Genomic DNA, 13,421 nt, shown 5'->3' on the forward strand with positions numbered 1-13,421 from the left:
AGTAGTGCATGGCAACAACAACAGTAAAAGTACTCGCTAAGGAACTGAAAAGAACTGCGGCTGACCTCTTGGATCAATTGAAGGCAGCCGGGATCGATAAAGGTTCTGAGGATGACAGCATTACCGATAAGGACAAAACTGCCTTGCTCGAGTATTTGCAAAAAGCACATGGCAATACTGAAGCAGGGGCTCGTAAGAAGATCACTTTGATCAAGCGCGAGAACTCTGAGATTCGTCAAGCAGACTCTGCTGGACGTACTCGTACTGTGCAGGTTGAAGTTCGTAAAAAACGTGTGCTAGTAAAAGCAGGAGATAAAGCACCTGTAGCTGAGGAAGCTCCAGCAAAATCAGCTAAAGCAGCTTCGCCAACTAAACCAATTTTGTCAGAAGAGGAATTGGAAAAACGCGCCGCTGAAGCCACACGTCAAGCCGAGCTATTAGCTCGTCAAGAAGCAGAGATGAAGGCGGCTGAAGAAGCGCGTCAAAAAGAAGCTGCTGCTCCTGCTGAGGATGACAGCAAAGCTTCTGACGCTGCAGCTGTTGAGAAAAAAGCAAAGGCAGATAAAGCTGCAAAAGAATTAGCTGCCAGCAAAGAAAAAGAGTTGGCGGATATTCGTTCACGTCGTGCAACTGCTGAGGCAGAAGCCTTAGCCATTCGTGACATGATGAGTGCGCCTGCTCGTGTCCTGAAGGCTCCAAGCGAGATTGCTGCTGAAGATGCGAAAAAAGGGACTTTACATAAGCCTGCTAAAGCTGAAGGTGCTGAAGATAAGAAAAAATCACCCGCTAAAGTTGGTGGCAAAACGATTAAGTCTTCCGAGACTTCATCTACTTGGCAAGAAGAGGGCGCTAAAAAACCAGGCGGTCTGAAGACCCGTGGCGATACCTCTAGTGGTGTGGGTGGTTGGCGTTCAGGTGGCGGTCGTAAGAAGCAGCGTCAAATCGCTGAAGCGAACGTCGATACCAACTTCCAAGTGCCAACTGAGCCAGTAGTGCGTGATGTGCATGTTCCAGAAACCATTACCGTGGCAGAGCTTGCTCACGCTATGGCAGTCAAGAGCGCAGAAGTCATTAAGTTATTGATGGGTATGGGCCAAATGGTTACCATCAATCAGGTGCTTGACCAAGATACCGCGATGATCATTGTTGAAGAGATGGGTCATAAAGCCCACGCTGCAAAATTAGATGATCCAGATTTAGATATTGGTACTGACGGTCATGATGCTGAATTGTTGCCGCGCCCTCCAGTGGTGACTGTGATGGGTCACGTTGACCACGGTAAAACTTCTTTGCTCGACAAGATTCGCTTAGCAAAAGTCGCCTCTGGTGAAGCTGGTGGTATTACTCAGCATATCGGCGCATACCACGTAGAAACTCCGCGCGGCATGATTACTTTCCTAGATACCCCGGGTCACGAAGCGTTTACCGCAATGCGTGCACGTGGTGCTAAGGCAACTGATATTGTGATCTTGGTAGTAGCTGCAGATGACGGTGTCATGCCGCAAACCAAAGAAGCGATTCACCATGCGATTGCTGCTGGCGTACCTTTGGTGGTTGCCATCAACAAGATCGATAAACCAGAAGCCAATTCAGAGCGTGTGAAGACTGAGTTAGTGGCTGAACAAGTGGTTCCTGAGGAATACGGTGGCGATGTGCCATTTATTCCCGTGTCTGCCAAAACGGGCGAAGGTATTGATGCCTTGTTAGAAAACGTTCTTTTACAAGCCGAAATCTTGGAACTCAAGGCACCTAAAGATGCTCCTGCACAAGGTCTCGTCATTGAAGCGCGTTTGGATAAAGGTAAAGGTCCGGTTGCAACGGTATTGGTTCAATCGGGCACACTTAAGCGTGGTGATATGTTGCTAGCGGGTTCAACCTTTGGTCGTGTACGTGCTATGTTGGATGAAAACGGCAAACCCTGTAATGAAGCTGGCCCCTCTATTCCAGTGGAGATTCAAGGTTTATCCGAAGTTCCAGCTGCTGGCGAGTCAGTTCAAGTGGTTCCTGATGAACGTAAGGCGCGTGAAATTGCACTCTTCCGTCAAGGTAAGTTCCGTGATGTGAAGTTAGCTAAACAACAAGCATTCAAACTCGAAACCATGATGGAAAACATGGAAGAGGGCGCGATTGAAGCGAAGTTGTTGCCATTGATCATCAAAGCTGACGTGCAAGGCTCTCAAGAAGCTTTGTCACAGTCCTTAATGAAGCTTTCTACACCAGAAGTCAAGGTACAAATCGTCCATGCTGCTGTGGGTGGTATTACTGAAACTGATGTGAACTTAGCGGTTGCCTCTAAAGCGGTCATCATTGGCTTTAACTCCCGCGCCGATGCAGCAGCACGTAAGCTGGCTGAGAATAATGGTGTCGATATTCGTTATCACAACATTATTTATGATGCAGTGGATGAGGTGAAACTCGCCTTGAGCGGTATGTTGACTCCAGATAAGAAAGAGGAGATCACTGGCTTGGTTGAAATTCGTCAGGTCTTCTTGGTATCTAAGGTTGGCGCTATTGCAGGTTGCTTAGTTGTTGACGGTATCGTTAAACGTACATCAAGTGTGCGCCTCTTGCGTGAGAATGTCGTGATCTGGTCTGGCGAATTAGATTCGCTCAAACGCTTTAAAGATGACGCAAAAGAAGTTCGTGCCGGTGTTGAGTGTGGCTTGTCATTAAAAGGCTATAACGACATTAAAGAAGGCGATCAACTAGAAGTATTTGAAGTGACTGAAGTCGCTCGTTCACTCTAATTGATTCACTATGCATAAGACGAGCCCGCATCGTAACCAGCGTCTTGCTGATCAGATTCAGCGAGACCTGGCCGAGTTAATTCCTCGCGAGTTGCGCAGCCCAAGTCTAGGTTTAATTACTTTGCAAAGTATTGAACTCTCGCCTGATTTGGCACATGCCAAAGTCTTCTTCACAGTGTTAGGTGCAGAACCAGAACATGCTCTGAAGGCTTTGCAGGAAAAAGCGGGTTACTTACATTCTTTATTGTTTAAGCGTTTGCATATTCACACTGTGCCAACTTTGCACTTTCACTATGACAGCTCAGTAGAGCATGGCATAGAAATGTCTCGATTGATCGACCAAGCTCTAGAGAGCGATCATCAAGACGAGAATAAATAAACATGTCCACGCGTATCGACGGCGTTGTATTGCTAGATAAACCCGCAGGCATGAGCTCTCAGGGGGCGGTGACCGCCGTCAAACGCGCATTCAACGCAGAGAAAGCGGGCCATACTGGTACTTTAGATCCCATGGCCACCGGATTGCTGCCAATTTGCTTGGGTGAGGCCACCAAATATTCTCAAGACTTACTGGAAGCAGATAAAACGTATATCGCTCAAGTGAAGTTCGGCTCTCGCACCGACACTGGTGATGCTGAAGGCTTAGTCATAGAAGAATTGCCATTACCTACTTTTGAAAATGAAGCGGCGATTCAAAACGCATTAGATGGATTGCTAGCAAAATTTACTGGCCTCATTACACAAATACCGCCGATGTATTCTGCGTTAAAACGCGATGGCAAGCCTTTATATGAATATGCTCGTGCTGGTGTTGAGCTTGAGCGCACTCCGCGTGAGATTACGATTCACAAGATTCGCTGGACGAATATTCAATGGCCAGAAGCTACTTTAGAAGTTTCTTGCAGCAAGGGTACCTATATTCGTGTGCTCGCTGAAGATCTTGGTAACACTTTAGGTTGTGGCGCTCATTTAGTAGGGCTACGCAGAACGGAAGTAGGTCACTTAAGTCTTGAGCAATCCTTTACGATTGAATCGATTCATCAGGCTTTGCGCGATAGCTCTAGCTATATCCTCCCGGTGGATGCGCTCTTGCAGACTTTGCCCCATCTGACGGTAGATGAGCAACAAGCTAAACGTTTAGAAATGGGCCAACGGGTTCCATTAAACCTGGCTTCCATTGAAGCTTTAGTTCGTATTTATCGCACTACAGCTGCACCCCATAACTTTATTGGCACTGCTGATTGGCGCTCTGGAGTATTGCATCCTAAGCGTTTGATTTCGCAGGCAACTTAACCTTTTTTACTGATCTTTAACCTTAGAAGCTTCACATGACTAAACGCGCACTTCGTAACATTGCCATCATCGCCCACGTTGACCACGGTAAAACTACTTTGGTTGACCAACTCTTGCGTCAATCTGGCACATTCCGCTCTAATGAAAAAATGACCGAACGCGTCATGGATTCAAATGATCTTGAAAAAGAACGCGGCATTACTATTTTATCCAAGAACTGTGCAGTTGAATATGACGGCACACATATCAACATCGTCGATACCCCTGGACACGCAGACTTCGGTGGTGAAGTAGAGCGCGTACTCTCGATGGTGGATGGCGTGTTACTCTTGGTGGATGCGGTTGAAGGTCCAATGCCACAAACCCGTTTTGTCACCAAGAAAGCCTTGGCTTTGGGATTAAAGCCTATCGTGGTGATCAACAAGGTAGATCGCCCAGGCGCACGTTGTGATTATGTGATCAATGCAACCTTTGAGTTGTTTGACAAATTAGGCGCTACTGAAGAGCAGCTAGACTTCCCAGTCGTATTTGCATCTGGTTTGAATGGTTATGCTGGTTTGACTGATGATGTCCGCGAAGGGGATATGCGCCCATTATTCGATACCGTACTCAAACATGTTCCAGTGCGCGATGACAATCCTGAAGGTCCTTTGCAACTACAAATCACCTCTATTGAATACAGTACTTACGTCGGTAAGATCGGTGTGGGTCGTGTAAACCGTGGAACAGTGAAGCCATTGATGGACGTAGTCTTTATGGATGGCCCTGATGGCACTCAGCGTAAGGGGCGTATCAATCAAGTATTGAAGTTCCGTGGCTTAGAGCGTGAATTAGTAGATGAAGCGCAAGCGGGCGATATCGTATTGGTTAATGGTATTGAAGACTTGGCTATTGGTACAACCATTTGCGCACCAGACGTGCCAGAAGCGTTGCCAATGCTCAAGATTGACGAGCCTACCCTGACCATGAACTTCATGGTCAACACTAGCCCATTAGCTGGTCGTGAAGGCAAGTTTGTAACAAGCCGTCAGATTCGTGAGCGGTTAGACCGCGAATTAAAATCCAACATGGCATTGCGTGTTAAAGATACTGATGATGACACCGTGTTTGAAGTGTCTGGTCGCGGTGAATTGCACCTCACCATCTTGGTAGAGACGATGCGCCGTGAAGGTTACGAGTTGGCTGTTTCCCGTCCTCGCGTGGTGTTCCATGAAGAAGACGGCGTCAAGATGGAACCATACGAAAACTTAACAGTCGACCTTGAAGACATCACACAAGGTGCTGTCATGGAAGACTTAGGTAAGCGTAAAGGTGAATTACTCGATATGGTGAGCGATGGTAAAGGCCGTACTCGTCTTGAGTACCGTATTCCTGCACGGGGCTTGATTGGCTTCCAAGGCGACTTCATGACCATGACCCGTGGTAACGGTTTGATGAGCCACACTTTTGACTCTTATGCTCCGGCAAAAGAAGGTATTTTGGGTGAGCGTCATAACGGCGTATTGATTAGCCAAGATGACGGCGAAGCAGTTGCTTATGCTTTGTGGAAGTTGCAAGACCGCGGCCGTATGTTTGTGAGCCCTGGCGATCCTTTATATGAAGGTATGGTGATTGGTATTCATAGCCGTGATAATGATTTGGTAGTGAATCCCATCAAAGGCAAGCAATTAACTAACGTTCGCGCCTCTGGTACTGACGAAGCAGTGCGCTTGGTCACTCCAATTGCTATGAACTTAGAGTACGCAGTAGAGTTTATCGATGATGATGAATTGGTTGAAGTTACGCCTAAGAGTATTCGGATTCGTAAGCGCTACCTCAAGGAGCATGAGCGTAAAAAAGCTTCACGCGAATAAGAGCTAGCTCAAATGAAGTAACAAAAGCCACCTGCGGGTGGCTTTTTTCATTAACGTAGAACTTTTCTCAAAGGTAGATTATTGCTCCGCACAAGATTAGTGCGTCAGTAGTAGCTATGCCCAAAATTGGGTTAAAGTCGTCAAAAAGAGGGCATTCTTAATATTTCACCTTAATCAAAAGGAATAATTTGGAGTTGCAGGCTATCTGAAAGAAAATTCACCTAGGCTAAATATCCTGAATCAATCAAGGAGTAAATATGGTCGTTTACATCACTCGCAATATTGTCGCCAGAAAGCGTCGCAACGATGGTACGGATCAAGGTTGCTTTCCACTACATCCCGGCAAATATGAGGCTAATAAAACCAATGATGGCGCCCTCGAAATTCTTCAAGATGCAGGTGAGCCAGTTTATCTACTGCCATTTATCTGGTGGGAGAAGATGGAGCTTGGGGATATCTTGATTGCGGCATAAGTAACCAAAGAAAAAAGAGAATTTAAATGAATTATCAGTACATCAAGACCGAGCAGGCGGATTTAATCGCTACCATTCGTTTCAATCATTACAGCAAGCGCAATGCTTTAAGCGAATGCTTGATTGAAGAAATGCACCATGCCCTTGATGTATTTGGTAAAGAAGATGTGCGTGTGTTGGTACTGAGATCTGACCAGAAGAATAAGGTATGGTCAGCAGGGCACGATGTGATGGAGTTGCCGAGATCTGAACGTGATCCCTTGCCAGCAGATGATCCTGTCATGGTCTTACTCAAGTCCATCCGTGCATTTAGAGCGCCAGTCATTGCAATGGTTGATGGCTCTGTTTGGGGTGCATCTACGGACCTAATTATGAGTTGCGATATTGCGATTGGGGATCATGACTCCACTTTTGCGATTACCCCTGCAAAGTTAGGTCTTCCGTATACTGCCAGCGGTATCTTGCATTTCATGTCTCGTATGCCGCTGAATGTCGTAAAAGAAATGTTCTTAACTGCGGATCCGATTGGCGCTGATCGTGCCTTACAAATCGGTATTCTTAACCATCTTTATGTCTCGGGCGAGTTAGAGGCAAAGACTTATCAAATGGCTAGAACGATTGCCTCACGTTCACCACAAGCTAACTCTGTTCTTAAAGCCCAGGCACAAATGCTCTCTGATGCGGCTGTGATGAATCCTGCCGTATTCGAGCATCTTCAATCCCTTCGTAGGAATGTTTACATGGGTAGCGACTACCGAGAAGGTATTACTGCATTTTTAGAAAGGCGTGATCCAATCTTTGGTCAGGCCAAGTAAAAGTTGTAGTGCACTAGACTGTTTAATGCTGCTTAGCGGCAAAGCTATCTGCTTGCGCAATATCCCAGTAAAGCTGAAATACTTTTGGCAAAGTACTACCTTCCTCATTGGATAACAAGCTGCCTGCATTAACGTCTGGTAAGAGGTCTTCAAGCAGCCGCACCCCATTTGCACTCACCCGTCGCACGATATGACGTGTATTAATTTCAACTGGATGATGAAGGCCTGCTGCTTCCACAATTTCCTTGAGAGCCTTGAGTGTTTCTTTATGAAAGTGATACACACGCTCTGATTTATCGGTGACTACTAATGCTTTTTGTCGGCTTGGGTCTTGTGTGGTAACGCCAGTGGGACAGAAGCCGGTATCGCAAACTTGAGCCTGTATACAGCCGACTGAGAACATAAAGCCGCGAGCGCTATTACACCAATCAGCCCCCAAGGCAAAGACAACCGCCATGTCAAAAGCGCTGATGATTTTTCCGGAGCAACCAATTTTAATTTGGTCACGTAAATTGGCTCCAACCAAAGTATTGTGTACTAAGCGTAAGCCTTCTTGCAATGGAGTGCCAACATGGTTGCTAAACTCAACAGGAGATGCTCCAGTCCCGCCCTCAGTGCCATCTACCACGATGAAGTCTGGATAAATTTGTGACTTCAGCATCGCCTTCACAATCGCAAACCATTCCCAAGGATGGCCAATGCATAATTTAAAGCCTACTGGTTTGCCGCCAGAAAGTTCACGTAAGCGCTGAATAAACGCCATCATTTCTAATGGGGTAGTGAAGGCGCTGTGCGAAGATGGCGAGACGCAAGCTTCACCCACTTTCACACCACGCGCTTCGGCAATTTCTGGGGTGACCTTAGGTCCTGGCAAGATGCCGCCGTGACCAGGCTTTGCGCCTTGACTGAGTTTGATTTCAATCATTTTGACTTGGGGGTCTAGGGCATTCTCCGCATATTTCTTAGGATCAAATTGACCATCCTCTGTACGGCAACCAAAATACCCCGAGCCAATTTCCCAAATGAGATCGCCGCCATGCATGCGGTGATAACGAGAAATCGAGCCCTCACCAGTATCGTGTGCAAAATTTCCTTTTTTTGCACCTAAGTTGAGTGCCATGACTGCGTTAGCACTCAAAGCGCCAAAGCTCATGGCTGAGATATTAAAGATGCTAGCTGAATATTTTTGGGAGCAATCTTTGCCGCCAATCTCGATTCTAAAGTTATAGTCAGAAAGATGAGTGGGAGCGAGCGACTGATTAATCCATTGATAACCGGGTGCCATGACATCAAGCGTGGTGCCAAATGGACGTTTATCTGAAACTGCCTTAGAGCGTGAGTAAACCAGGGTGCGCTGGCTTCTGGAGAAGGGTGTTTTGTCGTTATCACCCTCAATAAAATATTGCCGAATCTCTGGTCGAATAAATTCCAATAAGAAACGCATATGACCCAAAATGGGGTAGTTGCGTAACACAGCATGCCTCGTTTGGAGGCGATCATGAATTCCGACGATTGTCAGGAAGCCAAAAATAGCTAGTGGATACCATGCGGCAGTATTTACAAAAAGGCCAAAGATACTGATCAGGGTTCCAGTAATACAAATTACAAAAGTGCTAAGGCGTATTGGTAGGATGGGGCTCATTTTGCGCACTCACTTATGTCTGTTTGATAGCTAAGTATAAGCATGCAATAGAATCAATAGGTGACAGTCTCTCTACAATTTCATCAATATTGCTACTGACAGCCTATCCAATTTATGAAAGTTAATGCTGAAGGAGTCTCTTCATCACGCATTTATTTGCCGGCTGACCAAGAATACCAAGATTTATTGGCTTTCTTTATTCACACCTTTCCCCATATTGAGTCTGGAGAATGGCAGACCCGTTTTGCTGAAGGTTTAGTCATGACTATGGATGGCGAGCCAGTGCATGGTGACGATCCTTATCAAGCGAATACCCATTTAATGTATTTCAGGCGATTGGTACGTGAACCTGAAATTCCTTTTGCAGAAGAAATCCTTTATCAGGATGAGCATATCGTGGTTGCAGATAAGCCCCATTTTTTACCAGTGACACCCAGTGGCCTTTATTTGCATCAAACCTTATTGAATCGGCTTAAGAAGCGAACTGGTATTCAAACCTTGAGCCCGATTCATCGCATTGATCGTGATACTGCAGGCTTGGTGATCTTTTCAGTCAGGCCACCAGAAAGAGCGCAGTACCAAAATCTATTTAGAGATCGAGCGGTTAAGAAGGTATATGAAGCGATAGCGCCATATGATGAAGAGCAAGCCCTCAGATTGCCTATGACTTATCAAAGCAGATTAGTAGAGTCCGAACATTTTTTGCAGATGAAAGAAGAGCAGGGCGAGCCGAACACAGATACTTATATAGAGTTAATCGAAGTCGATAAGCCCTGGGCTCGGTATCGCTTAACTCCTGGTAGCGGTAAGAAGCATCAATTGCGTAGTCATTTAAATGCTCTAGGTATACCCATTCGGGATGATCAAATTTATCCGCACCTGACGCCCTATCAAGAGTACGACCTAGATTTTTCCAAACCTTTGCAGCTCTTGGCGAAAGCAATTTATTTTGTAGATCCCATTAGCAAACAAGAGAAATCATTTGTCAGTAAACGAGAGTTAAACCTGCTTTCTTCTTCTACAAAATAGAGTCCGCATTGATCAGGCAATCCAGTGCCCTAATCATGTACCTCTGTAAGGAAAATACTGACTTTTACATGCTCTTGCGCGTGACTGCGTGTTTTTAAGTTGAAGTTTGATCTGCAATTCCTTAATTTTTATGAGAAATTTGTTGCAAATTGTGATGCATAGCAATAGGATAAATGTCCTATTTCAGTAAAGCAGAGCGAGTGATTGTCATGGAAACGATAAAAGTGCTGGTAACAAATCGCAAAGGTGGGGTTGGCAAAAGTACGATTGCCGCCAATCTTGCTGCGTACCTAGCTCTTCAAAAAGGCTTAAAGATTTCATTGATTGACTACGATGAGCAGAGCTCATCTTCTGCTTGGATTAAAAAAGCTCCCAATATTGGTATTGAGACCTATCGCGCTGAAATGTCTTATCAAAGCGCAGGCATGACTCTTTTGAGTGCTAGATCTTCATTGCGTAAATTTTCAATAGGTTTTGATGTCAGTATTTCTGATCTCACTTGGACGCCAAATATGGCTGAAAATTTTATGCATGATTTCGATATTGTTTTGGTTCCTACTTCAACCTCTAAGTTTGAATTAGCGAGTACTGAAATTTTTATCTTGGAATATGTATTGCGTAATTCGCCTTTGATTTCTAAAAATAAACAAATCATCATGGCAGTGCCTAGTAGAGTCGAGACCAATTTTGCAGAAACTAGCATCTCCACCAATCTTGCCTCTTTAGGTATGTGCTATATAACCCCGCCAGTACTGCGTGCCAATGAAATTGATAACTTCGTCTATGAAGATTTTTTCTGCGTCTCCAGTAATGCCACTATCTCAACTTACTTCTGCCGCTTCGGTGAGTTTGTTGCGCAACAGATTTTGGATAAGAAGCGTGAGCGCGAAGCGCCTACTTTTAAATTGGGCGCTATTTATTCTGGTCTAGGCAAAGGTATTTTGATCTTAGATCGCTACCGCCAGAACAAAAAGATATCTGGCATGCAGGCTCGTTCTCAAATGCAAGCATTTAAAACGAATGAACAGAGCCCTACTGATACTGCTATTCCGGCTTTTCTCAGCAAGCAAAACTAAAGAGGTGTGATGATGTTCGGTAAAAAAAATAATGAACATAAGTTCTCTGAACCTCAGATTGAATCTTTCGGGACGATTGTTGGCACTGCTACTGAATTTCATGGCGCCTTGATGGTTTCTGAGAGCGTGCGAGTGGATGGCAAGATATTTGGCAATATTGAAGAGCGTGCTGGCCAAAGAATTACGATAGCGATTGGCAAGGGTGGTGAGGTACATGGCGATATTTATGCGTTTCGCGTACTCATTGCGGGTATGGTGAATGGCAATACTTACGCGCATGAGAGAGTAGAGTTACACGCAACCGCCAATGTCCATGGAGATGTGACTTACGACACGATTGGAATTGAGCCTGGTGCAACCCTCAATGGCCAGATGATTTCTAAAAGAGCAGAGCCGAACACGACACCTGATTCAGCGACGCAGCTGCAAGATACGATCAATAAGATCAAGCAGGACGCCGGTATTTCTTCTTAGTTTTCCTTGTTGGCTGCTGGCTTAGTAAAAGCCAACACATCCATCGGATTGAGTAGGGCGCCATTCTTATAAACGCTGAAATGCAAGTGTGGTCCCGTCGAGCGGCCAGTATTGCCGACCTCTCCAATTAATTGACCGCGACTAACAGTGTCTCCTTGGCTTACTAAGAGTTTCTGACAATGCGCATAGAGGCTAGTGAAGCCTTCGCTATGCTTGATCTCAATGACGTTTCCTAATTCTGCATCGTACTTTGCCTTGGTGACAACGCCATTACCTGCAGCTAATACCTGAGTGCCGGGCTTGGCATTGAAATCAATGCCAGGATGAAAGGCAGGACTATTAGTAATGGGGTCTACGCGTGCACCAAAGTTGCTACTTAAACCATAGCCAGCGGCCAGAGGTGGTTTTGTGGGCAATGGAATCAAGCGCTCGTATTTCTCAAGCCATATTTCTTTGAGGGACTGCATTTTTTTACTCAGACCTTCTGAAGACTCTAGCGTTTGGTTGATGCTTACTCGCAGGCTGGGATTTTCTTCAGAACGAATTTGATAAGGAAAGAGTGGTAAATAAGGACCGCCCTTACCAGTGCTGGCTTCGCTCTCTTTCTCTCTGTCTTTGCGCTTTTCTTTCATCGGCAGTGGTGTTGCCAGTGCAGCATATTGCTCGTTTATCTTGCTAAGCACATCTATTTTTTGGTCCATCGCCTTTAAAGAGCCTTGGAGCTTGCTGAGTTTTTCGCGATATTCTTCTTCAAGATGGAACAGCTCTTCTGAGGTAATCACACCTCCCATATCACGTGCCATACCTGGATCAAATTTAATCGCAACCCTAAAGCCCATGAAATAGATGGCGCTACCAATCATCATGAACAACAGACCGAGTGCAGCAGCAAAACGCATTAGTTGAGTTTTGGTGATATTAAATTTTCTGTAGTGGGAGGTTGCCCCCGAAATCCAGATGATTTGCATAGTATGACTCGATTAGTTCTTAGAGCTTGCTTGTGAGGCTTCAATGATTGAGTTTGTAATGCCTTGGCTGGCCAATTTTTTGGATAGTGCTTCTGCACTTTGTTGTGTTGCTAAGGGCCCAATTCGAACGCGATAGATATTGCTGCCATTAATTTTCGCGGGATCAACAAAGCTGGTATAGCCTTTTTGATTAAATGCAGTCACTTGATCGTTGGCAATTTCTTTGGTAAAAAAAGCACCTGTTTGAATAAAGTATTTTGAGTCACTAGCACTACTTGTAGAAGCTTTATCAGGGGCAGCATTAGAAGAGGTTTGCGCTGGTACTGTAGCTACCGCAGGTGGGCTGGATATTGCTGGTGCTTTCTCAGCAGGCTTGACATTGACTTTAGGTGCTACTGCTTTTGGAGCTGGTTCAGTTTTATCAGTATTTTTGATCTCAGCCTGAGGGTTGCTCTTTGAAGAGTCTTTAGGGGTCTCGCTGGTCCCAAAATGCACTACCTTACGCACTACGCTAACGGAGTATTCACTCTTGGTTTGAGAATTTTCCAACTTGATTTCAGCAGTGCTACCAACTTTGCCACGCAGCACATTTTTAATATTGGCTGGATCCATCCCTTTAAGGGGCGATCCATCGATGCTAATCATGATGTCATTGACCTGAATGCCAGCCTGAGCTGCTGGGGACTTGTCCTCGACATGCTTAACCACAATCATCCCCTCCGCATTTTTGGTGTAGCGGATCCCGATAACGCCTTGCTTGTCGCCCTCTATATTTTGAGCAAAAACCAGTTGCGTGGATAAAAGGAGAAGCGCGAGGAGGTATTTCACGGGTTTGTGGGCCTTAGAAGCTGGGTCGTATTGCGAGATTGCCGATCAAGGCTATTTTAATGTAGTTGTCAGTTCATGATGCTTGACTTGAAGTCTTTTGAAAAGACAGATAAATGCTCACAAAAAATGGGTAAAAAATAGGCACAAAACCCTTTTTAGGAGTTATTTTGATAAGGCTTTTTAAAGAGGGCAATTGGGCTATAAATGCTCTAAAGGGCTATCA

The 13,421-nt window shown here is 45.3% G+C and carries 12 protein-coding genes; 9 read left to right on the top strand and 3 right to left on the bottom strand.

Annotation, left to right across the window (positions count from 1 at the left end; all coding sequences use genetic code 11):
- Positions 1–8 precede the first annotated feature (8 nt).
- From infB to scpB, 6 genes are all read left to right on the top strand, one after another.
- Positions 9–2,747, top strand: a complete 2,739-nt coding sequence (gene infB, locus ICN35_RS02890; protein WP_216124149.1) for a translation initiation factor IF-2 — start codon at positions 9–11, stop codon at positions 2,745–2,747.
- Between the two features lie 10 nt (positions 2,748–2,757).
- Entirely contained in the window at positions 2,758–3,126 is a 369-nt protein-coding gene (gene rbfA, locus ICN35_RS02895; protein WP_215296709.1) for a 30S ribosome-binding factor RbfA, read from the top strand.
- 2 nt (positions 3,127–3,128) lie between these two features.
- Positions 3,129–4,040 carry a tRNA pseudouridine(55) synthase TruB gene (gene truB / locus ICN35_RS02900; protein ID WP_216124151.1) on the top strand — a complete coding sequence of 304 codons (912 nt, stop codon included), beginning with the start codon at positions 3,129–3,131 and terminating at the stop codon, positions 4,038–4,040.
- A 35-nt stretch (positions 4,041–4,075) separates the two neighbouring features.
- Positions 4,076–5,893 carry a translational GTPase TypA gene (typA, locus tag ICN35_RS02905; protein WP_216124153.1) on the top strand — a complete coding sequence of 606 codons (1,818 nt, stop codon included), beginning with the start codon at positions 4,076–4,078 and terminating at the stop codon, positions 5,891–5,893.
- A 257-nt stretch (positions 5,894–6,150) separates the two neighbouring features.
- A complete protein-coding gene (locus ICN35_RS02910) occupies positions 6,151–6,366 on the top strand; it encodes a hypothetical protein (protein WP_216124155.1) in 216 nt (71 codons plus the stop codon).
- 26 nt (positions 6,367–6,392) lie between these two features.
- Positions 6,393–7,181, top strand: a complete 789-nt coding sequence (gene scpB, locus ICN35_RS02915) for a methylmalonyl-CoA decarboxylase (RefSeq protein WP_216124158.1) — start codon at positions 6,393–6,395, stop codon at positions 7,179–7,181.
- Between the two features lie 22 nt (positions 7,182–7,203).
- Here scpB and ICN35_RS02920 read toward each other — a convergent pair whose 3' ends face one another.
- On the bottom strand, positions 7,204–8,823 hold the full coding sequence (locus ICN35_RS02920; protein WP_216124160.1) for an FMN-binding glutamate synthase family protein: 1,620 nt from the start codon (positions 8,821–8,823) through the stop codon (positions 7,204–7,206).
- Positions 8,824–8,937: 114 nt separating this feature from the next.
- Between ICN35_RS02920 and ICN35_RS02925 the strand changes: the two genes are divergently transcribed.
- The 3 genes from ICN35_RS02925 to ICN35_RS02935 all read left to right on the top strand — a co-directional run bounded on the left by ICN35_RS02925 (position 8,938) and on the right by ICN35_RS02935 (position 11,402).
- On the top strand, positions 8,938–9,852 hold the full coding sequence (locus ICN35_RS02925; RefSeq protein ID WP_216124162.1) for a pseudouridine synthase: 915 nt from the start codon (positions 8,938–8,940) through the stop codon (positions 9,850–9,852).
- Positions 9,853–10,025: 173 nt separating this feature from the next.
- Positions 10,026–10,928 carry an AAA family ATPase gene (locus ICN35_RS02930; protein ID WP_216124164.1) on the top strand — a complete coding sequence of 301 codons (903 nt, stop codon included), beginning with the start codon at positions 10,026–10,028 and terminating at the stop codon, positions 10,926–10,928.
- 9 nt (positions 10,929–10,937) lie between these two features.
- A complete protein-coding gene (locus tag ICN35_RS02935) occupies positions 10,938–11,402 on the top strand; it encodes a polymer-forming cytoskeletal protein (protein ID WP_216124166.1) in 465 nt (154 codons plus the stop codon).
- Here ICN35_RS02935 and ICN35_RS02940 read toward each other — a convergent pair.
- Positions 11,399–12,370, bottom strand: a complete 972-nt coding sequence (locus tag ICN35_RS02940; RefSeq protein WP_216124167.1) for a M23 family metallopeptidase — start codon at positions 12,368–12,370, stop codon at positions 11,399–11,401. The two genes, ICN35_RS02935 and ICN35_RS02940, sit on opposite strands and share 4 nt — an antisense overlap.
- Before the next feature lie 12 nt (positions 12,371–12,382).
- On the bottom strand, positions 12,383–13,198 hold the full coding sequence (locus tag ICN35_RS02945; protein WP_216124169.1) for an SPOR domain-containing protein: 816 nt from the start codon (positions 13,196–13,198) through the stop codon (positions 12,383–12,385).
- Positions 13,199–13,421: the final 223 nt, after the last annotated feature.

The organism is Polynucleobacter sp. es-GGE-1 (genome assembly GCF_018882005.1).
GTDB lineage: Bacteria > Pseudomonadota > Gammaproteobacteria > Burkholderiales > Burkholderiaceae > Polynucleobacter.

Bases quoted from the DNA above. Each gene is read 5' to 3' on its own strand.
- ICN35_RS02935 (WP_216124166.1), top strand. From the start codon at position 10,938: ATGATGTTCGGTAAAAAAAATAATGAACATAAGTTCTCTGAACCTCAG.
- ICN35_RS02940 (WP_216124167.1), bottom strand. From the start codon at position 12,370: ATGCAAATCATCTGGATTTCGGGGGCAACCTCCCACTACAGAAAATTT.
- typA (WP_216124153.1), top strand. From the start codon at position 4,076: ATGACTAAACGCGCACTTCGTAACATTGCCATCATCGCCCACGTTGAC.
- truB (WP_216124151.1), top strand. From the start codon at position 3,129: ATGTCCACGCGTATCGACGGCGTTGTATTGCTAGATAAACCCGCAGGC.
- ICN35_RS02910 (WP_216124155.1), top strand. From the start codon at position 6,151: ATGGTCGTTTACATCACTCGCAATATTGTCGCCAGAAAGCGTCGCAAC.
- infB (WP_216124149.1), top strand. From the start codon at position 9: ATGGCAACAACAACAGTAAAAGTACTCGCTAAGGAACTGAAAAGAACT.
- rbfA (WP_215296709.1), top strand. From the start codon at position 2,758: ATGCATAAGACGAGCCCGCATCGTAACCAGCGTCTTGCTGATCAGATT.
- ICN35_RS02925 (WP_216124162.1), top strand. From the start codon at position 8,938: ATGAAAGTTAATGCTGAAGGAGTCTCTTCATCACGCATTTATTTGCCG.
- scpB (WP_216124158.1), top strand. From the start codon at position 6,393: ATGAATTATCAGTACATCAAGACCGAGCAGGCGGATTTAATCGCTACC.
- ICN35_RS02930 (WP_216124164.1), top strand. From the start codon at position 10,026: ATGTCCTATTTCAGTAAAGCAGAGCGAGTGATTGTCATGGAAACGATA.
- ICN35_RS02920 (WP_216124160.1), bottom strand. From the start codon at position 8,823: ATGAGCCCCATCCTACCAATACGCCTTAGCACTTTTGTAATTTGTATT.